Raw genomic sequence first — 24,259 nt, 5'->3', positions numbered from 1 at the left:
GCGCTGCGGCGACGCTCAGCTGTCGGCCTCGAGCGCGAGGCTGACGGTCCGGCGCCTGCCGTCGCGCAGCAAGGTGACCTCGACCCGCTCGCCGATCCGGAAATCGTCGAGGCGCGCGAGCAGCTCGCCGACCCGCGTGACGGGCTGGCCCTCGATCGCGGTGATCACGTCGCCCGCGACCACCCCGCGCCGGGTCCGGCGCGCGGGCTCGATCCCCGCGCGCGCGGCAGGCGAACCGGGAATGACTTGGAGCACGAACACGCCCTCCACCCCCGAGGCGCGCTTGAGCCGCGCGTTGAAATGCTCGTCGCTCTCGATCCCCAGTGCGGGGCGAACGTAACGACCCTCGGCGATGAGCTGGGGGACCACCCGCATCACCGTGTCGACGGGGACCGCGAAGCCGATCCCCGCCGAGGCCCCCGACGGGCTGTAGATCGCGGTGTTGATACCGATCAGCCGGCCCGCGCTGTCGAGCAGCGGACCGCCCGAATTGCCCGGATTGATCGCCGCGTCGGTCTGGATCAGCGCGCGGATGTCGGCGCCATTCTCGCGCGGGAGCGAGCGGTCGAGCGCCGAGACGATGCCCCGCGTCAGCGTCCAGTCGAGCCCGAACGGATTGCCGATCGCGAACACGCCCTGCCCGACCTGGAGATCCTCGCTGGTCCCGATCGGGATGCGCGCGGGCGCGGCGAACCCGGCGCCGCCGATGCGCAGCACCGCGAGGTCGTGCTGCGGGCTCGCCCCGATCAGCCGCGCCGACAGCTCGCGCCCGTCGGCAAGCTGGACCTGCGCTTCGGAAGCACCCTCGATCACGTGCCAGTTGGTGACCACGTGCCCCGCCTCGTCCCAGATCAGCCCCGAGCCCGACCCGCGCGGGACGCTGTAGACATTACGGCTCCAGACATCGGCGACCCGCTGGCGGGTGGCGATCGACACCACCGATTCGCGCGCGCTGCGGAACAGGTCGATCGTCGCCTGCTCGTCGCTGCCGAGCGCCCCGCGGGGGGTCACGAGTCGGGTCTCGCCCTGGTCGGCGGGCTGGGTGAAGAGGAGGGCGGCAACGGCAAGAAGGAGCATGACATTCCCCACGATCAACAGGACGAGCAGAACAGCGGATGTCTTTACCGGGGCTGAAGCGGGCGCGTTCATCCCCCCCGACCTAGGGGGAATGACGGCGGTTTCAATGGATAGGGGCCGGCGGCGCTCATCTTCCCTTCATTGTCCTCGTCTATGGCAAGTGGCATGAAGTCCGCCATGCTTCCCGACACGCTCCTCGCGATCATTCTCTCGGCGCTGGCCATGAGCGCGATCGTGGCGGTGCGCTACCTCGTGACGAGCGGGCTGTTCGCGGCCTGGACCGCGCGGCGCTTCCCCGGGCGGCTGGCGGGGCAGGGCGCGCAGGTGCGGATGGAACTGTTCTATTCCTTCCTCAGCGCGGCGATCTACGGCGTGCCCGCCGGGGTGATCGCGTGGGGCTGGGACCAGCATGGCTGGACCGCCATCTATACCGACCCGCAGGCGTTGCCGCTATGGTGGATGCCCGTCAGCCTGTTCCTCTACCTCTTCCTCCACGACAGCTGGTTCTACTGGACCCACCGCGCGATGCATTGGCCGCCCTTGTTCAGGAAGGTCCATGCGGTGCACCATGCGAGCCGCCCGCCGACCGCCTGGGCGGCGATGAGCTTCCACCCGTGGGAGGCGCTGACCGGCGCGATCGTGATCCCGCTGCTCGTCTTCCTCATCCCCATCCACGTCGGCGTGCTGGGGCTGGTGCTCGCGATCATGACGCTGATGGGGGTGACCAACCACATGGGCTGGGAGCTGTTCCCGCGGCGCCTCGTGCGCGGCCCGCTCGGGCGCCATGTGATCACCGCCAGCCACCACGAACTCCACCACCAGAAATATCGGTGCAACTATGGTCTCTATTTCCGTTTCTGGGATCGCCTCTGCGCGACCGACGCGGGGCTGGGTGAATTCCAGCTGCCGCGTCATGCTCGGCGCGATCGCGCTGCTCGGGCTCGCCGCGGCGAGCCCGCCGCCGCCGGCAGCGCCCGCCGCTGAGGCGCCGGCATCGCTGACGGTCGAACTCGAGAATGTGCGCAATTCGCGCGGCGAGATTCGCGTCTGCATGACGCAGGACGTCGCGGGCTTCCTGCGCTGTCGCGACGATCCGGGGGCGGTCAAGCACCGGGTGCCGGCGGTCGCGGGAACCAGCGAGATCCGGATCCCGGGGCTGCGCGAGGGGCGCTGGATGCTGCTGGTCCTGCACGATGAAAACGGCAACGGGCGCATGTCCAAGTCGCTCGGCATCCCCAAGGAGGGCTTCGGTTTCTCGGGCAACCCGGCGATCCGCATGGGGCCGCCGCGCGCCGGCGACGTGGTGTTCGACCTGCCGGCGGGGCCCAGCCGCCAGCGCGTCCGGCTGAAATATATCCTCTAGACCGCGCCTTGCGCGCTCGGCGGGCGGGCGGGCCGATGGGCCCGACGCGGAAAGGTTCGACTTTCCCGCAAAAGCGCGCTTAAGTGTCGCGCATGGCCCAAGCACAAGCCGAGGAACTCGCCGAAGAAGCCGTCGACACGACGGTCCAGCTGTTCGGCAATCTCGACGAGATCGCGATCGCGATCGGCGACTATCGGATCAGCCTGCTCGAGGTGCTGACGGTGGTCGTCACGGTCATCCTGATCTACGTCATCACGCGGGCCGTGCTGTGGGGGGTCAAGCGGCTGATCAAGCGCACCAGCCGCTTCGATCCCGCGCAAGGGCTGCTGGCCGAGAAGCTGGCGACGATCGTCACCATCGCGCTCGCCTTCCTCGTCGGGGTCGACCTGCTCGGCTTCGACCTGTCGGCGCTGGCGGTCTTCTCGGGCGCGGTCGGGCTGGCGGTCGGCTTCGGGCTGCAGAAGACCTTCGGCAACCTGATCGCGGGGATCATCCTGCTGATGGATCGTTCGGTCAAACCGGGCGACGTCATCGTCGTCGGCGATACCTTCGGCGCGATCAGCAAGATCGGCACGCGCGCGGTGAGCGTGATCACCCGCGACGGGAAAGAGCATCTCATTCCCAACGAGTTGCTGATGACCGAGCCGGTCGAGAACTGGTCCTATTCCTCGCGCAACGTGCGCGTCCAGATCCCGGTCGGCGTCAGCTATGCCTGCGACATCGACCGGGTCGAGCAGATCCTGATCGAATGCACCACCGCCTGCGAACGCGTGCTCGAGGCTCCCAAGCCCAACGTCTGGCTCAAGGAATTCGGCGACAACAGCGTCAATTTCGAGATCCAGGCCTGGATCCGCGACCCCGAGGCAGGGGTCGGCAACGTCCGCTCGGCCGTGCTCAAGAAGGTATGGTGGCGATTCAAGGAAGAAGGGATCGAGATCCCCTTCCCGCAGCGCGACGTCTATCTCAAGACGGTCCCGGCGGCGCTTGGCGCGGAGGCGTCGCGCTAGTCGCGGCCCGCAACCGCCGCGCGATGATCGCGGCGATGCGCGGGGCGGCGCGCCCGTCGCCATAGGGTTCGGCCGCGCTGGTCATCGCCGCGGTCGCGTCGGCATTGTCGAGAAATCGCGTGACCTCGCGCACGATCGCCTCGCGTTCGATCCCGATCAGCTTGAGCTGCCCGGTGTCGATCCCCTCGGGGCGCTCGGTCCGACGGCGCAGGATGAAGAGCGGCGTGCCCAGGTAGGGCGCCTCCTCCTGCATCCCGCCCGAATCGGACAGGATGAGGTCGCTGTCGCGCATCGCGAGCAGCATGTCGCGATGGCTCATCGCCTCGAGCAGCCGTACCCGCGCGGTGCCCCCCAGCGCCGCGGCCCAGGCCTGGGCGATCGACGGGTTGGGATGCAAGGCGACGTCGATGCGGATCGCGCGGTGGCGCGCGGCCAGCGTGCCGATCGCGGCGGCCAGGTCGCCGAGCGGCCGGCCCCAATTCTCGCGGCGGTGGCAGGTGACGAGCAGGCGCCGCGTCGCGTCCTCCCGTCGCTGCGGCGGGGGCAGGGTGGCGAGCATCGCCTTGAGCGCATCGACCCCGCTGTTGCCGGTGACATGGACCGAGCGCGCATGGCCCTCGTCGGCGAGGTTGGCGGCCGCCAGCTCGGTCGGCGCGAAATGCAGCGCCGCCATGCGGTCGATGGCGCGGCGGAAATCCTCCTCCGGCCAGGGATTGGCGCGATCGTGACTGCGCAGCCCCGCCTCGACATGCGCCAGCGGCACCCCGAGCCAGCCGGCCGCCAGCGCCCCGCCATAGGCGCTCGCGGTGTCGCCCTGGACGAGGATCATCGCCGGTCGCGCCGCGCAGGTCTGGGCATAGGTCGCCGCGCAGGCGCGCGCATAGGCGAAGGGGTCGTCCCCGGTGACGCAGCCCAGCGAGCGGCGATCGAGCGCGCCGAACCCGACCCCGGCGCGGGGCAGGTCGGCGTGCTGGCCGGTCTCGACCAGCCGGACCGCGAGGCCCTCGGCGTGGAGCGCGGCGGCCACGGGCGCGAGCTTGATCGCTTCGGGGCGGGTGCCGAAGACCAGATCGACGCGATGATGATGCAGTGGTCCCCCTAGCTCGGCAGGGGACGGTGTAACCTAGGTTAAACGGTTGGGCAACCGTAACGACCTATTTGAAATTGTCGGCGTAGGCCTGGATCTTGAGCCGGTGCGGGGGCGCCTTGACGACATGGTAGGGCACGCCGCGTTCGTCGCAGTAGCGCTGCGCTTCCTCGAGGCTGGGGAAGGTCAGGCGAAGCTGCGTCTCGGTATCGCCCGAGCCGGCCCAGCCGGTGAGCGGGTCGGGGACCATTTTCTCGTCGCGTTCGAACAACAGGGTCCAGCGGCCGGCCTGCGCCTTGCCCGACTGGGTGGTCTTGCGAACGTTCTCGATGATGCGCGCGGTGCTCATGGTCCGCGATTTGGCGGCTCGACGCGCCGCGGTCAAGAGCCTCGCTGGGCGCGCTTGGTCCGCAGACTGGCCACCGCCCGCCGCGGGTCGTCGGGCCAGTGATGCTTGGGATAGCGCCCGCGCATCTCCTTGGCGACCTCGGCCCAGCTCCCGTCCCAGAAGGCGGGCAGGTCGGTGGTCGTCTGGATCGGGCGCCCCGCCGGGCTGGTCAGGCTGAGGACGAGCGGGGTCGTGCCGACCGTCGGGTGCCGGTCGAGCCCGTAGAGCGCCTGCGCGCGCACCGTCACGGTGGGGCCGGCGGGGGCGTCGTAATCGATCTCGTGGCTGGTGCCCGCCGGGCTGGTGAAGCGCGCCGGCGCGATGCGGTCGATCGCCTGCATCGCGGCATAGTCGATGCGGTTGGCGAGCGCGTCGTGCAGTTCCCCCGGCTGCAGCGCGTCGAGGCGGCGACGGCCATGGAGCAGGGGCAGTAGCCAATCGTCGAGGCAGGCGAGCAGCGCCTCCTCCGACAGGTCGGGAAGCGACGGGTCGCGCTGGCGCGCATAGGCGGCGCGGCGACGCAGCCGCGCGGTGGCCTGGCCCCAGGGCAGCAATTCGAGCCCCTCGCGCGCGACCGCCTCGAGCAGCGCGCGCGCGACCGCATCGGGGTCGGGGTCGGCGGCCTGCCCGCGCTTCAGCACGAGGCGCCCGAGCCGTTCGCCGCGGCTCGCGTCGACCGCCTTGCGCGCGGGGTCGTAGCGCACCTCCTCGAAGGGCTCGATGTCCGCTTCGAACAGCGCGCGCACCTCTTCCTCCTCGAGTGGCGCGGCCGAGAGGATGCGCGCCCCCGCCGCGGCCCCCGCGACTTCCGCGACCGCGAGCCAGTCGGCGCTGGCCAGCGGGCTGGCGGGATCGAGCGAGAAACCGCGGCCGCCGACCGAGGCCCAGCGCGCGCCCTCGCCGTCGCGGGCGCGCGCGACGCGGTCGGGAAAGGCGAGGGCGAGGGCGCGTGCGGCATGGTCGGGCCGGATCGGTTCATCGGCGCCGACGCGCCGCGCCCAGCCGGCCGCGAGCGCGCGGGCCTGCCGGGCGCGCGGGCTGCGATCGGCGAGGAAGCGGCGCAGCCGCGCCTCCATGTCCTCGCCGCGTCCGCCGAGCCCGCGCTCGCCGAGCAGCAGCGCGACCGCCGCCGCGGTGGCGCCGAAACCCTCCGTGGCGGACCGCAGCAGCATGTGCGCGAGGCGGGGCTCGAGCGGGAGCGCGGCGATCCGGCGACCGTGCGGGGTGAGCGCACCCGCCGGGTCGAGCGCGCCGAGCCGTTCGAGCAGGCGCCGGGCCTCGGCGAGCGCTGGCGCGGGCGGGGTGGTGGGGAGCGGCAGGTCGGTCGGATCGCGCGCGCCCCACAGGCGGCTGGCGAGGAGCAGCGGGGCGAGGTCGGCCTCGACGATCTCGGGCGGGTCGTGCGCGGGCATCGCCGCATTGGCCGCCTCCTCCCACAGCCGGATCGCGACCCCCGGGCGTTGCCGCGCGGCGCGGCCCGCGCGCTGGGTCACCGCGGCGCGGCTGGCGCGCTCGGTAACGAGCCGGGTGAGACCGGCGCCGACATCGTAGCGCGGGCGCCGCGCGAGCCCGGCATCGACCACGATCCGGACATCGTCGACGGTCACGCTCGTCTCGGCGATCGCCGAGGCGAGGACAAGCTTGCGGGTGCCGCGCGCGGGGGCGCGCAGCGCGGCGCGCTGGGCCGCCGGATCGACCTGTCCGTGGAGCCGATGGAGCACGACATCGCCGGGCAGCGCGCCGAGCGCGGCGGCGGTGCGCTCGATCTCGCGCACGCCGGGCAGGAAGGCGAGGAGCGAGCCCTCCTCGGCGGCCAGCGCGCGGCGGATCGTGCGCGCCATCTCGGCCTCGATCGGGGCGGCGGCGTCGCGCCCGACATGGCGCAGCTCGAGCGGGTGCGAGCGCCCTTCGCTCTCGATCAGCGGGGCATCGCCGAGCAGCGGGCGGAAGGCCTCGACCTCGAGCGTGGCCGACATCAGGAGGAGCCGCAGGTCCTCGCGCAGCCCCGCCTGCGCCTCGAGCGCGAAGGCGAGCGCGAGGTCGTTGTCGAGGCTGCGTTCGTGCACTTCATCGAACAGCACCGCGCTGACGCCGCGCAGTTCGGGATCCGACTGGATGCGCGCGAGGAAGACACCATGAGTCATCAAAGTCACGCGGCGGCCCGGGCGGCTGTCGAGGCGGGTGGCATAGCCGAAGCGTTCGCCCGGCTTCTCGCCCGCCTCCTCGGCGATGCGTTCGGCCGCGGCGCGCGCGGCCAGCCGCCGCGGGACGAGGAGCAGCACCTCGCCGGTGCACCAGTCGGCCTCGAGCAGCGCGGGGGCGACGTGCGTCGTCTTGCCCGCCCCCGGCGGCGCGACCAGCAGCGCGCGCGGCTGCGCGGCCAACGCCGCTAAAAGGTCGGGCAGGACGGCGTGGATCGGCAGCATGGGCGCGCCTCAGTAGGCGCGGGCCACCGCGAAATGCGCCGCCTCGGTCATCGCCCGGCGCGCGGCGCCGTCGGGGAAGACCGAGAGCGCATCGACGGCGCGGCGGGCATAGCCGCGCGCCGCTTCCATCGTGTCGTCGAGCGCGCCGGTCGCGCGCATCAGGCCGATCGCCCGCGCCAGATCCTCGTCGCTGGTGCGCTCGCCCTGCATCGCGGCCTTCCAGAATGCGCGGTCCCCGGCGTCGCCGCGCGCATGGGCGAGGATCACCGGCAGCGTCATCTTGCCGTCGCGAAAATCATCGCCGAGCCCCTTGCCCATGGTCGCCTCGTCCGAGCTGTAGTCGATCGCATCGTCGACCAGCTGGAAGGCGATGCCGAGGTTGCGGCCATAGGCCTCGAGCGCGGCTTCGGCCTCCTCGCCCGCTTCGGCGACGACCGGCGCGACCTGGCAGGCGGCAGCGAACAGCGCGGCGGTCTTGGCGCCGATGATCTTGAGATAGTCCTCCTCGCTGGTCTCGATCCGGCGCTGGGCGGTGAGCTGGTCGACCTCGCCCTCGGCGATCACCGCGGAGGCGTGGCTGAGGATCTTGAGGACCTTGAGGCTGCCGTCCTCGACCATCAGCTCGAAGGCGCGGCTGAACAGGAAGTCGCCCACCAGCACGGTGGCGGGATTGCCCCAGATGAGGTTGGCCGCGCGCTTGCCGCGGCGCATCTGCGAGCCGTCGACGACATCGTCGTGGAGGAGCGTGGCGGTATGGATGAACTCGACCGCGGCGGCGAGCTTGTGGTGACGCGCGCCGGGATAGTCGAGCAGCCGCGCGGCGGCCAGCGTGAGCATCGGACGCAGCCGCTTGCCGCCCCCGGCGATGAGGTGCCCGGCCAGTTCGGGGATCAGCGCGACCTTCGACTGCATGCGGTCGAGGATCAGCGCGTTGACCGCGTTCATGTCCTCGGCGACGAGGCCGATCATCGGCTCGAGCGAGGGGGCGGGGTCGGGTCGAAGCGGGGTGACGTTGCTGCCGGTCATGGGCCTTGCCCCTAGACGTTCTCGAGCGCCGCGGGAAGGGATAGTCGCGCGAGCAGGCCGCCGAGATCCTCGCTGTCGGACAGCGCCACCGCGCCACCGTAGATTTCGGCGACGTCGCGCACGATCGCGAGCCCGAGGCCCGAGCCCTGCTTGCCGGTGGTGTCGAGCCGCGCGCCGCGCGCGAAGATCGCCTCGCGCTGCTCGCGCGGGATGCCGGGGCCGTCGTCCTCGACGAGGATGTCGACCATCGGCGCCGAGGCCTCGATCGTGACGAACACGCGCCCGCCCCCATATTTGGCGGCATTCTCTACGAGGTTGCCGAGCATCTCGTCGAGATCCTGCTTCTCGACCCGGACGCACGCCTCGCGGTCGCCCGCCACGTCGATGGTCACGCCCGCGTAGAGCCGGGTCACCGCGCGCTCGATGGGGTCGAGGCTCTCGGCGACGTTGGCGCGCGCCTGCGCCGAGGCCCGCCGCCCAATGGCGCGCGCGCGAGCGAGGTGGTGGTCGACCTGGCGCCGCATCACCGTGGCCTCGCGGCAGACGATGTCGTGGAGGTCGGGCTCGTGCGCGGTGGCGGCGTTGGTGATCACGGTGAGCGGGGTCTTGAGCGCATGCGCAAGGTTGCCCGCGTGGCGCCGCGCTTCCTCGGCCTGCGCCTCGTTATGCGCGAGCAGTTCGTTGATCTCGTCGACCAGCGGGGTGATCTCGCGCGGGAATTCCTCGTCGATCCGCTGCTTCTCGGCGGTGCGGATCGAGACCACCGCGCGACGCACCCGGCGCAGCGGCCACAGCCCGTAGACGGTCTGGATCGCGGCCATCAGCAACAGCCCGAGCCCGAGCACCGCGAAGGATCGGATGAGGGTGGCGCGCAGTTCCTCGATCTGCTCGTCGAGCTCCTCGCGGCTCTCGGCCACCTGGAAGCGCCAGCGCACTTCGCTGTCGGGCAGGATGATGTCGCGCTCGACGATGCGCAGCGGCTCGCCCTCGAACTCGAAGCTGTCGCGCACATGGATGTCGAGGTCGTCGTGCTGGACGTTGGGCTCCAGCCGCCGGTCCCACAGCGAGCGCGAGGCGAAGGTGTCGGCACCATCGCCCGAAATCTGGAAATAGCGCCCCGAATAGATTTCGAGGAAGCGCTGGTCGGCGAGCGGGCGGTTGAAGCGCACCTCGCCGTCGGGGCCGATCTCGGAGGCGGCGACCATCGCGTTAAGGATATATTCGAGCTGGCTGTCGAAATTCTCGACGATCGACCGGGTGAGGATGCGGTCGAGCGCATAGCCGCCCGCGAGCAGCAGGAGCGCGATCCACAGCGCCGCGATCCCGATCATGCGGCGGGTCAGCGAGCCGCGGCGGTCGCGGCGGCGGGAGGGGAGGATGGCCTCCGCCGGAGGCTCAGCCGTCGTCACGATCCTCGGGGTCCTCGAGGCTGTAGCCGAGCCCACGGATGGTGGTGATGGTGTCCGACCCGAGCTTCTTGCGGATGCGGGTGACGAACACCTCGATGGTGTTCGAATCGCGGTCGAAGTCCTGGTCGTAGATATGCTCGATCAGCTCGGTCCGACTGACGACCTTGCCCTTGTGGTGCATCAGATAGCTGAGGAGCTTATATTCCTGCGCCGTAAGCTTGACCGGCTCGCCCCCCTTGGAGACCTTGCCCGAGCGGGTGTCGAGACGGATGTCGCCCGCTTCGAGCACCGAGGAGGCGTGGCCCGCCGAACGACGGATGAGCGCGCGCAGCCGGGCGATCAGTTCCTCGGTCTGGAAGGGCTTGGCGAGATAGTCGTCGGCGCCGGCGTCGAGCCCGGCGACCTTGTCCGACCAGCTGTCGCGCGCGGTCAGGACGAGCACGGGCATGTCGCGCCCCTGCTGGCGCCACTTGTTGAGGATGGTGAGCCCGTCCATCTCGGGCAATCCGAGGTCGAGCACGACCGCGTCATAGCTCTCGGTCTCGCCGAGAAAATGCCCGTCCACGCCATTGGTGGCGAGGTCGACCGCATAGCCCGCGCCCTCGAGGGTGGAGCGCAGCTGGCGCCCGAGATTGGGTTCATCTTCGACGATCAGGATACGCATCTTTGTCCCGTTTTTCCTATTGCACCTGCACCAACCCCTCATGGCATGAACGGTTGCTTGACGCTACCGTAACGATTGCCGCGGGGGCGGTCGGAGGGCTAGGGAAGAGGCATGCGATCCAAGCCCGCGCTCCAGGCCCGTTCGAAGGAAACCCGCGACAAGATCATTGCCGCGCTCGACCGGCTGCTCGAGCGGCACGGGTTCGATGACATCACCGTCGCCCAGCTTGCCGCCGAGGCGGGCATCTCGGTCGGCGCGGTCTATCGCCGGTTCGAGAACAAGGATGCGCTCGTCCCCGTCATCTTCGACCTCTACCGCGGCAAGCTGGAGAGCGATTTCCGCTTCGAGCCCGATGTCGGGCAGGGGCTGCGCGCGGCGCTGCGCGAGCTGATGGTCGAGAATTGGCGCAGCATGGAGCGCCATGGCCACCTGCTGCGCGCGGTGCACCTGCTGTCGCACCAACATCCCGAACTGATCGGCGACGAATGGGCGCCGATCGTCGAGGCCTCGCGCGGCGGGGTGGCGGCGCTGCTCGACCTGTTCAAGGAGGAAATCCGTGTCACCGACCGCGAGGCGGCGGTGGAGGCGGTGACCTATTTCCTCTCGAGCGCGCTGATCGAGGGCGGGCTGTACGGCGAGGTCGGGCTACCGCTAGCCGAGGTACTCAAGGGCGAGCGGCTGGCCGAGGAAATGGCCGACTTCGCGGCGGGCTATCTCACGCTGCGGCGCGCGCCTTCGACTTGACCACCTCGTAGATCATGAGCCCGCCGGTCACGTCGACGACGATGTGCAGGACGATGACCGGCCACAGCGAGCCCGAGATGACGAACAGGACGGTCAGCACGGTGCTGATCGGCAGGATTGTCAGCATGCCGCGCCAGCCCTGGTAGCTGTGCGCGAGAACGAAGAGCGTGAGCGACAGGAGGGCGGCGGCCCAGAGCGGCATGACCAGCGCCAGCGTCATGATGAGGAAGCCGCGGAAGACGATTTCCTCGGTCACCCCGGCGGTGACCGAGAGCGCGAGAAAGCCCTTCAGCTGCCCGGGGCTCTCGGGGCGGACGAAATCGATATTGCCGCCCGCGTCGATCTGCCGCTCGAGGCTTTCGCGGGCCTTGTCGTGGCGCCGCACCTGGACCGTCGACCAGGTCGAATAGAGCGCGAGCAGCGCGGTGACCCCCCAGGCGATGGCGAGCCCGGTCGACGGCTCGTGGGCGAAACCGAGCGTCTCGAGGCGCTGGCCCGCGGCGACCCAGCAGGCGACGACGATCCCGGCGACGGGCCACATGTAGGCAAGGAATTCGCGGTAGATGAAATCGCGATAGGCGGCGCCGCGTGCGGCCAGCCGGCGGCGATGCACGCGGTCGCGCAGCGGGCCGAGCGCGACCAGCGCGACGATCAGGAGCAGGGGCGGGGCGAGCCAGGACGACAGGTCGGGCATGGTGGACTCCATTGAGTAATGCGAACCTGTATTCGCATGACTGCGCGCACCTGTCAATGAATGCGAACCGGAATTCGCATCAGGATGGCGGGCAAGGAAAAGCCGGGGAGCGACCCCGGCTTGTGGTGATCGACGGTGAGGAGTGGGCCTACCGGCCCGAGGTTCCGACGACGCGGCCGGTGCGCGGATCGACGTCGATCCAGACCAGCCGCCCGTCGCGCACGAACTTGAAGCGGTAGGTATTGCCGCGCAGTTCGGGGCCGAGATACTGGTAGCCGTTCATCCGCGGCACGATCCGCCGCTCGAGCTGGGGCAGCGCCATCGCATTGCCGCTGCGCGCGCGATCGTAGGCGCGATCCTGGTCGCGCTGCAGCCGCGGCGGTTCGGGCTGGAACGCGCCAACCGCCGCCGCGGGGGTCGCGAGCATCGTGGCCGCGCCCAGGGCGGCAAGAAGGGAAGTCGGTACACGCATCACTGTCTGTCCTCGGCTTCCGCTTTATGACCGGCGCATTGAATAAGTCATGAATGCCACGCTCGCGGCGGGTTCAGGAACAAAGATGACGCGGGCGGGCAGAAAGGCTAGGCGCTGTGGCATTATGGCACCACCGATTCTCAGCCTCGAGGATGTCCGCCTCCACCATGGCGACGGCATCCTGTTCGAGGACCTCACGCTCCATGTCGGCCCGCGCGACCGGCTCGCGCTGATCGGGCGCAACGGGGCGGGCAAGACGACGCTGTTCCGCACCATCATGGGCAATGTCGAGCTGGACGCGGGCAGCCGGACGGTGATGCCGGGGGTCAATATCGTCTGGCTCGAGCAGGATCCCGACATGAGCGGGCACGCGCGGCTGATCGACTGGGCGCTGAGCGGCGAGCGCGCCCCGCCCGCGCATGCGATCGAGGCGATCGCGCAGCAGATGGGGGCCGACCTCGACCGCGACGCGGCGACCGCGAGCGGGGGCGAGCGCCGCCGTGCCGCGCTGGCGCGCGCGCTGGCGAGCGAACCCGACCTGCTGCTGCTCGACGAGCCGACCAACCATCTCGACCTCGGCGCGATCGAGTGGCTCGAGGATTGGCTCGGGCGCTATAGCGGCGCCTTTATCGTCATCAGCCACGACCGCGCCTTCCTCAAGCGGCTGACCACCAGCTGCATCTGGCTCGACCGTCGCACGCTGCGCCGCGCCGAGATCGGCTATGGCGGGTTCGACAAGTGGACCGAGGAGGTGCTCGAGGAGGACCGCCGCCGCCTCGAGAAGCTCGACGAGAAACTGCGGCAGGAGACCGAGTGGCTCCACAAGGGCGTCACCGCGCGGCGCAAGCGCAACCAGGGTCGCCTGCGCGCGCTGTTCGAGCTGCGCGCTCAGCGCGCCGCGATGATCGGCATGCAGGGCACCAGCGCGCTCGGCCTCGCCAAGGACGAGGTGAAGACCAAGACCGTCATCGATGCCGAGAATGTCACCAAGCGCTTTGGCGAGCGCACCATCATCGACGATTTCAGCCTGCGCGTGCAGCGCGGCGACCGCATCGGCATCGTCGGCGCCAACGGCGCGGGCAAGACCACGCTGCTCAAGCTGCTCACCGGCGAGCTCGAACCCGACGCGGGCAAGGTCAATCTCGCCAAGACGCTGTCGGGCATCGTCGTCGACCAGCAGCGCAAGCTGCTCGACCCCAGGAAGAAGGTGCGCGACATCCTCGCCGAGGGCGGCGACTGGATCGAGGTGCGCGGGGTCAGGAAGCACATCAAGGGCTACCTCAAGGACTTCCTCTTCGACCCCGGCCTGTCCGAGGCGCTGGTCGGCACGCTGTCGGGGGGCGAGCGCCACCGGCTGCTGCTGGCGCGCGAATTCGCCCGCGAATCGAATCTCCTCGTGCTCGACGAGCCGACCAACGACCTCGACATGGAAACGCTCGACCTCCTCCAGGAGGTGATCGCCGACTATCAGGGGACCGTGCTGCTGGTCAGCCACGACCGCGACTTCCTCGACCGCACCGTGACCATCACGCTCGGGCTCGACGGGTCGGGCACGGTCGACGTGGTGGCGGGCGGCTATGAGGATTGGGCCAAGCGGCGCAAGGAGAAGACGAGCGGGGCGAGGAAGGCGAAGAAGGCCAGCGCGCCAGCGAAGCCCGCGCCGACGACCCGCCCCGCCAAGCTCAGCTACAAGGACCAGCGCGACTACGACCGGCTGCCGGGCGAGATCGAACGGATCGAGGCCGAGATGAGCGAGATCGAGGCCGCGCTCGCCGATCCCGAGCTGTTCACCGCCGACCCCGACCGCTTCGCCGCGCTGACCCAGCGGCTCGAGGACAAGCGCGCCGAGAAGGACGCCGCCGAGGAGCGCTGGCTCGCGGTCGCCGAAAAGGCCGAGGCGCTCGGCTAGGCGCTGAGCTGATACTGTTTCATCAGGTCGTAGAGCGTCGGGCGGCTGATCCCGAGCAGCTTGGCGGCGCCCGAGATATTGTTGTCGGTCCGCGTGAGCGCCTGGCGGATGGCGCGGCGATCGGCGATCTCGCGCGCGGCGCGCAGGTTGATCGGGCTCGCGCCCTCGCCATCGCAGCCCGCCTGCAGGTCGAGATCGCCCGCGGTGACCAGCTTGCCGTCGGCCATGATCACCGCGCGCTTGATGCGATTTTCGAGCTCGCGCACGTTGCCCGGCCACGGATGCTCGTCGATCGCCTCGACCGCATCGGGCGCTAGCCCGTTGATCGCGCGCCCCAGCTCCTTGGCATATTTGCCCACGAAGAAGCGCGCGAGCAGCACGGCATCGCCGGTGCGTGCGCTGAGCGGGGGGATCGGCACGACGATCTCGGCGAGCCGGTAATAGAGGTCTTCGCGAAAGCTGCCCTCGGCGATCATGCCTTCGAGGTCGCGGTGCGTGGCGCAAACGATCCGCGTGTCGACTTCGATCGTCCGGCGCCCGCCGATCCGCTCGATCACCCGCTCCTGGAGGAAGCGCAGCAGCTTGACCTGGAGCGGGAGCGGGATGTCGCCGACCTCGTCGAGGAAGAGCGTGCCGCCTTGCGCCAGCTCGATCTTGCCTGGGGTCGTCTTGACCGCGCCGGTAAAGGCGCCGCGCTCGTAGCCGAACAATTCGGCCTCGAGCAGGCTCTCGGGGATCGCCGCGCAGTTGATGGCGACGAATTCGCCGTCCTTGCGCGGGCTCTGATCGTGCACCGCCCGCGCGAGCAGTTCCTTGCCGGTGCCCGAGGCGCCGAGCAGCATCACCGAGACATCGGCGGTGGCCACGCGCTCGATCGTGTGCGCGACCTTGAGCATCTCGGGGCTGGCCGAGACGATCGAGCCGAGGACGGTGCGGCTGTCGTTGGCGGTGGCCTCGAGGCGGCGGTTCTCGGCCTCGATCGCGTGCAGCTGGAAGGCGCGCTTCACGATATGCCCGAGTTCATCGATGTCGACCGGCTTGCGATAGAAGTCGTAGGCGCCGTTGGCGATCGCCTTCAGCGCGCTCTCGCGCGCGCCGTGCCCCGAGGCGACGATCACCTTGGTGTCGGGCTTGAGGCCGAGGATCTCCGACAGGGTGGCGAACCCCTCGGTGACCCCGTCGGGGTCGGGGGGCAGGCCGAGGTCGAGCGTGACCACCGCCGGCTCGTGGAGCCGCAGCAGCTCGATCGCCTGCGTCCGGTTCGTCGCGGCGACGACCTCATAATCCTCATAGGCCCATTTCAACTGGCGCTGCAGCCCTTCGTCATCCTCGACGACGAGCAGGATCGGACGGGTCGGCTTGGTCATGCGGATTTCCTCTCGGCCACGGGGGGGGCGGCGGGCAGTCGGATGGTGAAGCGGGTGCCGGCGCCGGGTTGTGATTGGACATCGAGCCGGCCGCCCATCGCGAGCACGAGCTCGCGCGCCTCGTAGGCGCCGATGCCGAACCCGTTGTCCTTGGTCGAGGCGAAGGGCTCGAACAGCCGCGAGCGGACGAACTCGGGGTCCATCCCATGGCCCTCGTCGACAATCTCGATGACCACCTCCTGCGCATCGCCGTCGACCCGCACGAACACCGGCTTGTCGGACGGGCTGGCATCGATCGCGTTCTGCACGAGGTGGCCAATCGCCTGTTCGAGCCCGGCCGCATCGGCGATCGCGAAGCGCTCGCGGTTGCCGAACAGCCGCACGTCATGGTCGGCGCGCTTGGCCGCGACGGCGAACGACAAGACCTCGTCGAGCCGGGTGGCGCGCGCGCTCCTGTCGGTGCGCGCGCCCTGCGGGGCGAGCCGCGCAAGCAGGTCGTTCATCTTCTCGACCGAGCTCTTCAGGGTGGCGACCATGTCGGCGCGAAACTCGGGATTGTCGGCGTGGCGCTCGGCGTTGCGCGACAATAGCGAGAGCTGGCTCACGAGGTTCTTGATGTCGTGCATGATGAAGGCGAAACGGCGGTTGAACTCCTCGAACCGCTGCGCCTTGGCGAGCGCTTCCTGGCTGATCTTCTCGGCGAGCGCGCTGGCCGCCTGCCGCCCCGCGGTGCGCAAGAGGTCGAAATCCTCCCAGTCGAGCGGGCGCGGGAATTCGGGCTGGCCGAGCAGGACGAGGCCGACCAGCTGGCGTCCGGCCAGCAACGGGATGGCGACCGCGGCCTCCTCGCGCTCGAGCAGCCAGCGCGGCGGGCCGGCGGCGCGGTCGCGCGGATCGCCCCAGCCGCCGCGCAGCCCGTTGAGTTCGAGGATCCGCCCCTCCTCGACGACATGTTCCCAGAACCGCGCTTCCTGCTCGTCGGCGAAGACCGCGGCGGGCGGGTCGACCAGCCGCGCTCCCCAGTTGAACACGCCGCCCGCGCGCAGCCCGTCATGATCGTCGCGCACGAGCAGCACCCCGCCCGGCGCATCGAGCATGTCGGCGAAGGCGCGAACGATCCGCGCGCCGAGCGGCCCGCGCTCGCCCTCGTCGCCGCCGACCGTTGCGGTAAAGCGCAGCCATTCGGTGCGATAGTCGTAGCGATGCTCGAAGAAATGCTTGGCGATCTTGACCTTGGCCCAGGCGCGCGCCCGGCTCGAGGGCAGGATCACCATCGCCCCCACGACGAGGATGGTGAGGAGCGTCACCGCCACCGCGCCGACCACATCGCCGCCCTGCGCGCGCAGCACGGTGGCAAGCACCGCCATCACCGCGAAATAGGCGCAGATCCCCAGCAGCGAAAGCGACTGGAAGGTCGCCGCGCGGCTCATCCGGAAGCGCCAGCCGCGATCGGAGCGCGCACCGAAGGCGAACAGCGGGGCGGCGATCGCCACCGCCAGCCCGCGCCACTGCCCGACCAGGTCGCCATGCACCGCCGACAGGTAGGTCACGGTGTAGAAATTGAGGTCGTAGAGCCAGATCCACGCCAGCGCGAGCATGGCGAGCCGGAGCGAGGATCGGCTGCCGGGTTCGGCCTGCCCGTAGAAATTGTGGACCAGCACCAGCCCCCCCGCCGCGGCGAGGATGTGGAGGATGTTGAGCGTGACCCCGATGGTCGCGAAGTCGGTCCCCTCGGGCGCGAGCGGCCCGATCGCGCGCACGATCAGCAGCATCCCGAGCACCGCGGCAACCGAGGCGTAGACGAGCTTGAGCCCCTTCTGGCGGTGATCGGGGTCGCCGTGGGTGGCCAGGCTGTGGAGCAGCCCGATCCAGACCAGGTTGCGCAGCACCTCGGCGAGCCCGGTCAGCAGGCTGCCCGGTCGGATCGCCTCGAGCCAGGCCCAGATGCTGGTCAGCGCGAAGGCGGCGATCAGCGTGCGCTGCCCCGACGAGCGCGGCCCGCGCCAGAGCTGCCACGCGACGAGCAGCCCGAACAGCGCCGCCGCGAGATAATGGCTCAGCAAGGGTTGCGGGAACGACATGGCGCGGCCAAACCTTCTGTCAACACATCCGACACCCGCGCACTGTCGGAAAAATTTACAAAGATATGGTGAACGGCATGGCGATACATCCCCGCGAGGTCGCGCCGCTGGCGCTGGGAGGCAATGTGTTCGGCTGGACCGCCGACGCGGCGACCAGCTTCCGCCTGATGGACGCCTTCGTCGCGGCAGGCGGGCAGATGATCGATACCGCCGACAGCTATTCGGCCTGGGTCCCGGGGCACGCGGGCGGCGAGAGCGAGCGTGTCATCGGTGACTGGCTCAAGCGGTCGGGCAAGCGCGACGAGGTGGTCATCGCGAGCAAGGTCGGCTTCCTCGAGGGGCTCGCGCCGGCGGCGATCCGCAAGGCGTGTGCGGGCTCGCTCGATCGGCTCGGCACCGAGATCGACCTCTATTATCTGCACACCGACGACCAGCAGGTGCCGCTTGCCGACACCCTCGGCGCGGTCGATGCGCTGGTGAAGGAGGGGAAGGTGCGCAGCATCGGCCTGTCCAACTTCACCCCCGAGCGGATCGACGCGGTGATGGCGACCTGCGCGGCCGAGGGGTTGACCCGGCCGGTCGCGCTCCAGCCGTGGTACAACCTGGTCGAGCGCGAGCGCTACGAGGCGGGGCTGCGCGCGGCGGCGCAGCGGCACGACCTCGCGGTGTTCCCCTATTACGCGATCGCCAACGGCTTCCTCGCGGGCAAGTATCGATCGAAGGACGACCTGTCGAAAAGCCCGCGGGGGCTGCGCAACATCGCCTATCTCGAGGGCCGGGGCCCGCGCGTGCTCGAGGCGATGGACGAGGTCAGTGCCGAGACGGGGGCCCCGCTCGCCAGCATCGCGCTGGCCTGGCTCGCCGCGCAGCCGACGATTACCGCGCCGATTGCCAAAGCCACCTCCCTCGCGCAACTGTCCGAACTGACCGCCAGCCTGACGCTGCGCCTGAGCGCGGCTCAACTCGACCGGCTCGCTGCGGCCAGCGCCTAGTCGCCGATTTGCCAGCGGATGACGGTCCACGCGCGGGCAGGGATCGCGCGCCCCGCGGCATCGCGCGCGGGGTCGTAGCGCAGCCGCCGCTCGGCGAGGCGGCAGGCGGCAACGTCGAGATCCTCGCGCCCGCTCGGCCGGGTCACGCGGCAGTCGCGCGCGCGCCCGTCGGGGGCGATCGTCCAAGCGATGGTGCTGTTGCCCTCGACGCCGTCGCGCAGCGCGCCGATCGGATAGTCGATGCCGCGGATGAAGGCGCGCTCGGACAATAGGTGCGGGGCGAGCGGGCCGACCCCGTCGACCGGTGCCTCGAGGCTGGCCAGCCGCTCCGCCTGCTCGTACGCGACGCGAATCCGCGGTGCGCACGGATTGTCGCCATACCGCTCGAGCACGACGCGATATTTCTCGATCGTTCGCCACTGCAGCGCCTCGCGCACCGCCCCGGCCTCGCGATCGAGCCGCATGGCGTCGAGATAGGCATCGCAGGCCGCGGCCTGCGCCGCGCTTTCGCGCGCCCGGTCGGGGGCCAGCGCCGCGAGCGCGGTCCGCGCCGCCTCGGCCTGCTCGCCGTCGGGAAAGCGCCGCAGGTAGAGGTCGTAGGCGGCCGGATGATGCGCGCGCTCGGCCATCGCCCAGACGCTCGCCGCGCTATCGACGGGCGGCGCCTCGTGCGCGATCGGCCGCGAGGCGACCGGCGGCACAACGGAAGGCGTGGTCGCGGGCGGCGCCGCGACGCCGGCCTGCGCGATCGCGACGGCCAGCCCGAGCAAACCTCAGCTCCCGAGGATATCGAGCGCGAGCGTGGTCAGCGCTTCGGTCGCGGTGGCGACCACGGCTTCGGCGTCGGGCGCCCAGAAGGGGCTGTGCAGGCTCGGCAGCTTGGCGGGATCGCCGCCCGCCGCCTGCCACTTGTCGAGCGGCTGGCCGCCGACCCAGAAGATCAGGCTCTCGATGTCGTTGTTCTCGCGATAGAAGCGCCCGAAATCCTCGCCCCCCATCACCGGCGGCACCATCCGCACCCGCTCGGTGCCGAAGGTCCGCGTGAACAGGTCGTGTGCATGCTGGGTCAGCGCCGGGCTGTTGTAGGTCGAGGGGGTGTATTCGGCCTCGCGGATGGTGACGATCGGCATGCGGTCGGCGGGCACGTCGGCGGCCATCGCCTCGGCGCGCGCGATGCGCTCGATCGCCCCCAGCAGGTGCGCGCGGGTCTCGTCCGAATAGCTGCGCACGGTGAGCAGCAGTTCGGCCTCGTCGGGGATGATATTGTGCTTGGCGCCGGCGTGGAAGCTGCCGACCGTGACCACCGCGGGCTCCTGCGGGTCGAGCTCGCGCGCGACGATGGTCTGGAGCGTGGAGACGATACGGCTGGCGATGACGATGGGGTCGCGGGTGGTGTTGGGATAGGCGCCGTGCCCGCCGACCCCGCGCACCGTGATGTCGACGCTGTCGACATTGGCGAGCGCATAGCCCGACGACAGACCGATGAACCCGGCGGGCCCCGCCGCGGCATCGTGGAAGGCGATGGCGTGGGTGGGCATGGGGAAGCGGGTGAACAGCCCGTCCTCGATCATGGCCTTGGCCCCTTCGCCGGTCTCCTCGGCGGGCTGGAGGATCATGACGAGCGTGCCCGACCAGTCGTCCTTGCGCTCGACCAGCTGGCGCGCGGCGCCGACCCAGGCGGTCATGTGGGTGTCGTGCCCGCAGGCGTGCATCACCCCGGTCTCGACCCCCGACTGGGGGGCGATCGCGGTCACCTTGGAGGCATAGTCGAGCCCCGTCTGCTCGGTCACCGGCAGCCCGTCCATGTCGGCGCGCATCATCAGCACCGGCCCGGCGCCATTTTCCATCACCGCGACCACCCCGGTGCCGCCGACCCCCTCGGTCACCGCGAAGCCGAGCTCGCGCGCGATGCCGGCGAGCTTGGCGGCGGTCTCATGCTCGGCGCCCGACAGTTCGGGGTGCGCGTGGAGGTGGCGGTAGAGCGCAAGCAGCTCGGGCATGTCCGCGGCCACCTCGGCGCGCAGGTCCTGCGACTGGGCCGGGGCGGAAACGGTGACGGCGAGCGCGGCGGCGGCGGCAAGGAAGGCGTGGCGCATGGGATCAGTTCTCCGGTACGAGGTCGATGATGTCGAGGCGGCTTTCGAAACGGGGCGAGGGGACGAGGAGCCGGTAGCGCGCCTTGCCGACGCGCTGGAGCGCGCCGATCATGTCGCGCCCGGGGTCGGCACCGTAGCGCATCGCGCGATCCTCGTCGCCGAGCACCAGCGTGCCGAGGAAGACCTCGCGATAGGCATCATCGGGGAAGAGCAGCCCGACGGGGCGCTGCGACCCGGTCAGCTTGGCGAAGCCGTACAGCCCGCCCTCGGGGCGGATCCGGCACTCGAACGGGGGGTAGGCGACATAGGCGCGGTCGCCGCGCCCGTCCTTGGTGCCCAGCTTGATCGTGCGGCAGCGCAGGCGCCCCGTCGGCACGCGCTCGAGCGGCAGGAGCAGGTCGGGGTCGGCGAGCGGCCCGAGCGCGTCGATCTCGGCGCCGAAGCCCTTGTCGCGCGCTTCGGCCAGCGCGGCCGCGAAGGTGGCGCGGGTCGCGCGCAGCCGGTCGGCATCGGCATCGCTCGCCACCGCGCGCCAGTCGCGGCTGTCGAGAGTCTCGATCGTGGGGGCGCCCGGCAAGCTGGTGCAACCGGCCAGCGCGAGCAGCGGCGCGAGGAAGGAGAGGAGGCGCGTCATCGGGGTCGACCCTATTGCGCGGTCCAGCCGCCGTCCATGCTGATATTGGCGCCGGTGATCGAGGCGGCGCCGTCCGAGCAGAGGAACAGCGCGCAGGAGGCGACCTCCTCGACGGTCACGAAGCGGCGCGTCGGTTGCGCCTTGAGTAGCACCTCGTTCATCACCTCCTCGCGGCTCAGCCCGCGCGCCGCCATGGTGTCGGGGATCTGCTGTTCGACCAGCGGCGTCCAGACATAGCCGGGCGAGATGCAGTTGGCGGTGATGCCCTCCTCGGCGGTCTCGAGCGCGATCGTCTTGGTGAACCCCGCGACCGCGTGCTTGGCGGCGACATAGGCCGACTTGTTGGGACTGGCGACGAGGCTGTGCGCGCTCGCGGTGTTGATGATCCGCCCGAACCCCGCCTTGCGCATCATCGGGATGACCAGTCGGCAGCTGTGAAAGACCGCCGACAGGTTGAGCGCGATGATCTTGTCCCACTTGTCGACCGGAAATTCGGCGATCGGGGCGACATGCTGCATCCCGGCGTTGTTGACGAGCAGGTGCGGGCTGCCGATCGCCGACACGCAATCGGCGACCATCGAGGCGATCGCCTCGGGGTCGGTCAGGTCGGCATCCGAATGCACCGCCTCGGCGCCCGACCGCTTGCGCAGGTCGGCGAGGATCGCGTCCACTTCATGCTCGGGCCCGAAGCCGTTGATCATGACGCTCGCGCCGGCATCGGCGAAACCGCGCGCGATGGCCAGCCCGATCCCCGAGGTCGATCCGGTGACCAGCGCGCGCTTTCCGGTAAGGTCGGTCATTGTTCGGTCTCCCTTGCCAATAGCCATGACGCGCGCGCAACGAGGATGCAACCGCGGCGGCGCTAGGGCCGTTGGGCGAGGACAAGAGGGAGAGGTAGCGACCATGCGCATCGGCGATCGCGACAGCGACAATTTCATCGACCGGACCGGGCAACGCGGTGGCGGGATGCGCGGCGGCGGCATGTCGGCCGGGCTGTTCGCGCTGCTCGCCCGCTTCGTCTTCAACAAGTTCGGCATCGTCGGCGTGCTCGTCCTCGCGCTCGGCTATTGCGCGCTGTCGGGCGGGCTCGGCGGGCTCGGCGGCGGCGGCACCCCGCAGGGCGCGTCCTCGAGCGGGCAGAGCACGCTCACGCAGGAGGAGCTGGCGCTCCTTCGCGGCACGCTCGAGAGCACCGACGACGTCTGGACCAGCCTGTTCGCGCAGGCCGGCGCCACCTATCGCGAGCCCGAACTCGTCGCCTACGAGGGCGGGACCCAGACCGCCTGCGGCTTCGGGCAGGAGGTGATGGGCCCCTTCTACTGCCCGGGCGACCAGCGCATCTATATCGACCCCGATTTCTTCAGCGAGCTGTCGCAGCGCTTCGGCGCGCCGGGCGACTTCGCCGCGCGCTACGTGATCGCGCACGAGGTCGGGCACCATATCCAGAACCTCGAGGGCACGCTGTCGAGCGTGCAGCGCCAGCAGCAGCGCGCCAGCCGCGCGCAGGGCAACCGGCTGCAGGTCGGGGTCGAGTTGCAGGCCGATTGCTACGCCGGCGTCTGGGCCGCGCGGACCGGCGCGATGGAGCCCGGCGACCTCGAGGAAGGGCTGCGCGCCGCCGAGGCGATCGGCGACGATGCGCTGATGCGGCAGGCGGGGCAGGCGGTGCGCCCCGAAAGCTTCACCCACGGCACCTCGGCGCAGCGGATGGAAGCGCTGCGGCGCGGGCTGTCCGACGGCAACCCGGCCGACTGCGACTATGCGCGCTAGCCACCGGCCCCCCGCGCCCTACCGACACCCGATTCCCAGCGGAGATGATGCGATGAAGACCTTGGGCACACTGCTGCTTGGCCTGGCGAGCCTCCTCTTGCTCGCCGTGCTCGCCTCGCTCCTGCCGACCGACTACTGGCTCGTCCGCACGGTCGACCTGGTGCGCGAACCGTTGATCTATCTCGCCACCGGGCTGCTGCTCCTCGCGCTGTTCCTCGACACCCGCTGGCGCGGCGCGACCATCGCGCTGCTCGGGGTCTCGATCCTCGTCAACCTGGCGCGCATGTGGCCCTATCTAGCGATCGCGGGGACCGAGGTCGCGCTCGACGAGGAGGCGGCAGCGACGCCGGGGGCGCGTTGCTTTTCGGCCATGTCGGTCAACGTCAAGGTGAAGAACGAGGATTACGACCGGATCGCCGCGCAGGTCGCGCGGATCGACCCCGACATTCTTTTCCTTATGGAAACCGACGCGCGCTGGGTCGAGCAGCTGCGACCGCTGCTGTCGTCCTACGACCATGTCGAGGCGCATCCGCAGCCGGAAGCCTTCGGGCTGGTCTTCGCCACGCGGCTGCCGGTCGCCAAGACGAATATCATCGAGAACACGCATCGCGACACGCCGACCCTCTACGCCACGCTGGCGCCCGAGGGCGGCGCGCCGTTCGAGTTCATCGGGCTCCATCCCAAGCCGCCGCTCCCCGGGTGGAACACCGAGCTGCGCGACGAGAATATCGTCAATGCCGCGACGCAGACCCCCGACCGGCTGCCCGACGCGATCGTGATGGGCGACTTCAACGACGTGCCCTGGTCGCGTACCACCAGCAAGTTCCGCGAGGTCGGCGACTGGCGCGACCCGCGCGTCGGGCGCGGCGCCTACCCGACCTTTCCTGCCGACCTGCTGTGGCTGGGTTGGCCGCTCGACCAGCTGATGGTGAAGGGCGACCTCGAGCTGACCGGCTTCGAGGTGCTGCCTGACAACGGTTCGGACCACCGCGCGCTGCTCGGTCGGTTCTGTCGCCCGGCCGCGACCCCGGCGGCGGGCGCGCGCTAGGCTTG

Annotated in this window: 23 protein-coding genes; 8 read left to right on the top strand and 15 right to left on the bottom strand. The window is 70.3% G+C overall.

What is annotated here, in order from left to right; all coding sequences use genetic code 11:
- Positions 1-15 precede the first annotated feature (15 nt).
- Positions 16-1,077 (bottom strand): S1C family serine protease, encoded by a 1,062-nt coding sequence (locus L8951_RS02815; protein ID WP_244381477.1) that lies wholly within the window; start codon positions 1,075-1,077, stop codon positions 16-18.
- 165 nt (positions 1,078-1,242) lie between these two features.
- Here L8951_RS02815 and L8951_RS02810 point away from each other — a divergent pair, with 165 nt between their 5' ends.
- The 3 genes from L8951_RS02810 (at position 1,243) to L8951_RS02800 (ending at position 3,447) form a co-directional block, all read left to right on the top strand.
- Positions 1,243-2,061 (top strand): sterol desaturase family protein, encoded by an 819-nt coding sequence (locus L8951_RS02810; RefSeq protein ID WP_244381476.1) that lies wholly within the window; start codon positions 1,243-1,245, stop codon positions 2,059-2,061.
- The gene (locus L8951_RS02805) at positions 1,991-2,440 is read left to right on the top strand and encodes a DUF2141 domain-containing protein (protein WP_244381475.1); all 450 of its coding nucleotides are present in this window, start codon (positions 1,991-1,993) and stop codon (positions 2,438-2,440) included. The genes L8951_RS02810 and L8951_RS02805 overlap by 71 nt, the downstream gene beginning before the upstream one ends.
- Before the next feature lie 92 nt (positions 2,441-2,532).
- A complete protein-coding gene (locus L8951_RS02800; RefSeq protein WP_244381474.1) occupies positions 2,533-3,447 on the top strand; it encodes a mechanosensitive ion channel family protein in 915 nt (304 codons plus the stop codon).
- Here L8951_RS02800 and wecB read toward each other — a convergent pair.
- The 6 genes from wecB to L8951_RS02770 form a co-directional block, all read right to left on the bottom strand.
- Positions 3,404-4,516 carry a non-hydrolyzing UDP-N-acetylglucosamine 2-epimerase gene (wecB, locus tag L8951_RS02795; protein ID WP_265535926.1) on the bottom strand — a complete coding sequence of 371 codons (1,113 nt, stop codon included), beginning with the start codon at positions 4,514-4,516 and terminating at the stop codon, positions 3,404-3,406. The genes L8951_RS02800 and wecB overlap by 44 nt on opposite strands.
- An 85-nt stretch (positions 4,517-4,601) precedes the next feature.
- On the bottom strand, positions 4,602-4,883 hold the full coding sequence (locus L8951_RS02790; protein WP_244381472.1) for an NADH dehydrogenase ubiquinone Fe-S protein 4: 282 nt from the start codon (positions 4,881-4,883) through the stop codon (positions 4,602-4,604).
- Positions 4,884-4,915: 32 nt separating this feature from the next.
- Positions 4,916-7,348, bottom strand: coding sequence for an ATP-dependent helicase HrpB (hrpB, locus tag L8951_RS02785; protein WP_244381471.1), 2,433 nt, complete (start codon positions 7,346-7,348; stop codon positions 4,916-4,918).
- A gap of 9 nt (positions 7,349-7,357) precedes the next feature.
- On the bottom strand, positions 7,358-8,374 hold the full coding sequence (locus L8951_RS02780) for a polyprenyl synthetase family protein (protein ID WP_244381470.1): 1,017 nt from the start codon (positions 8,372-8,374) through the stop codon (positions 7,358-7,360).
- 11 nt (positions 8,375-8,385) lie between these two features.
- Positions 8,386-9,705: a sensor histidine kinase gene (locus tag L8951_RS02775; protein ID WP_244381678.1), complete on the bottom strand. Its 1,320-nt coding sequence runs from the start codon at positions 9,703-9,705 to the stop codon at positions 8,386-8,388.
- Between the two features lie 64 nt (positions 9,706-9,769).
- Entirely contained in the window at positions 9,770-10,447 is a 678-nt protein-coding gene (locus tag L8951_RS02770) for a response regulator (protein ID WP_244381469.1), read from the bottom strand.
- A gap of 111 nt (positions 10,448-10,558) precedes the next feature.
- Here L8951_RS02770 and L8951_RS02765 point away from each other — a divergent pair, with 111 nt between their 5' ends.
- Positions 10,559-11,191, top strand: a complete 633-nt coding sequence (locus tag L8951_RS02765) for a TetR/AcrR family transcriptional regulator (RefSeq protein WP_244381468.1) — start codon at positions 10,559-10,561, stop codon at positions 11,189-11,191.
- On the opposite strand, the gene L8951_RS02760 is transcribed toward L8951_RS02765, so the two are convergent.
- Together L8951_RS02760 and L8951_RS02755 are read right to left on the bottom strand one after the other, a co-directional pair.
- Positions 11,163-11,885 carry a CPBP family intramembrane glutamic endopeptidase gene (locus L8951_RS02760; protein WP_244381467.1) on the bottom strand — a complete coding sequence of 241 codons (723 nt, stop codon included), beginning with the start codon at positions 11,883-11,885 and terminating at the stop codon, positions 11,163-11,165. The two genes, L8951_RS02765 and L8951_RS02760, sit on opposite strands and share 29 nt — an antisense overlap.
- A gap of 148 nt (positions 11,886-12,033) precedes the next feature.
- A complete protein-coding gene (locus L8951_RS02755; protein WP_244381466.1) occupies positions 12,034-12,312 on the bottom strand; it encodes a PepSY domain-containing protein in 279 nt (92 codons plus the stop codon).
- A gap of 169 nt (positions 12,313-12,481) precedes the next feature.
- Between L8951_RS02755 and L8951_RS02750 the strand changes: the two genes are divergently transcribed.
- Positions 12,482-14,266, top strand: coding sequence for an ABC-F family ATP-binding cassette domain-containing protein (locus tag L8951_RS02750; RefSeq protein WP_244381465.1), 1,785 nt, complete (start codon positions 12,482-12,484; stop codon positions 14,264-14,266).
- Here the strand turns inward: L8951_RS02750 and prsR are convergent.
- Positions 14,263-15,633 carry a PEP-CTERM-box response regulator transcription factor gene (gene prsR / locus L8951_RS02745; protein ID WP_244381464.1) on the bottom strand — a complete coding sequence of 457 codons (1,371 nt, stop codon included), beginning with the start codon at positions 15,631-15,633 and terminating at the stop codon, positions 14,263-14,265. The genes L8951_RS02750 and prsR overlap by 4 nt on opposite strands.
- Positions 15,630-17,714, bottom strand: a complete 2,085-nt coding sequence (gene prsK / locus L8951_RS02740; RefSeq protein ID WP_244381463.1) for an XrtA/PEP-CTERM system histidine kinase PrsK — start codon at positions 17,712-17,714, stop codon at positions 15,630-15,632. The genes prsR and prsK overlap by 4 nt, the downstream gene beginning before the upstream one ends.
- A 77-nt stretch (positions 17,715-17,791) precedes the next feature.
- On the opposite strand from prsK, the gene L8951_RS02735 reads away from it, so the two are divergent.
- Entirely contained in the window at positions 17,792-18,706 is a 915-nt protein-coding gene (locus L8951_RS02735; RefSeq protein ID WP_244381462.1) for an aldo/keto reductase, read from the top strand.
- On the opposite strand, the gene L8951_RS02730 is transcribed toward L8951_RS02735, so the two are convergent.
- The 4 genes from L8951_RS02730 to L8951_RS02715 are packed head-to-tail and all read right to left on the bottom strand — an operon-like array spanning position 18,703 to position 22,236.
- Positions 18,703-19,476, bottom strand: coding sequence for a TonB family protein (locus L8951_RS02730; RefSeq protein ID WP_244381461.1), 774 nt, complete (start codon positions 19,474-19,476; stop codon positions 18,703-18,705). The two genes, L8951_RS02735 and L8951_RS02730, sit on opposite strands and share 4 nt — an antisense overlap.
- Positions 19,477-19,479: 3 nt before the next feature.
- Complete coding sequence (locus L8951_RS02725) at positions 19,480-20,802, bottom strand: M20 metallopeptidase family protein (protein WP_244381460.1); 1,323 nt, start codon at positions 20,800-20,802, stop codon at positions 19,480-19,482.
- Positions 20,803-20,806: 4 nt separating this feature from the next.
- Positions 20,807-21,436 (bottom strand): DUF4893 domain-containing protein, encoded by a 630-nt coding sequence (locus tag L8951_RS02720; protein ID WP_244381459.1) that lies wholly within the window; start codon positions 21,434-21,436, stop codon positions 20,807-20,809.
- Positions 21,437-21,447: 11 nt separating this feature from the next.
- Entirely contained in the window at positions 21,448-22,236 is a 789-nt protein-coding gene (locus L8951_RS02715) for a 3-hydroxybutyrate dehydrogenase (protein ID WP_244381458.1), read from the bottom strand.
- Between the two features lie 103 nt (positions 22,237-22,339).
- On the opposite strand from L8951_RS02715, the gene ypfJ reads away from it, so the two are divergent.
- Both ypfJ and L8951_RS02705 read left to right on the top strand, forming a co-directional pair.
- Entirely contained in the window at positions 22,340-23,206 is an 867-nt protein-coding gene (gene ypfJ / locus L8951_RS02710; RefSeq protein WP_244381457.1) for a KPN_02809 family neutral zinc metallopeptidase, read from the top strand.
- A 52-nt stretch (positions 23,207-23,258) separates the two neighbouring features.
- A complete protein-coding gene (locus tag L8951_RS02705) occupies positions 23,259-24,254 on the top strand; it encodes an endonuclease/exonuclease/phosphatase family protein (protein WP_244381456.1) in 996 nt (331 codons plus the stop codon).
- Positions 24,255-24,259 lie beyond the last annotated feature (5 nt).

This window comes from Sphingomicrobium astaxanthinifaciens, assembly GCF_022865105.1.
Classification (GTDB): Bacteria; Pseudomonadota; Alphaproteobacteria; order Sphingomonadales; family Sphingomonadaceae; genus Sphingomicrobium; species Sphingomicrobium astaxanthinifaciens.
Note: the sequence above shows the minus strand (reverse complement) of the source record. Positions and strands in the feature narration are given on the sequence as shown.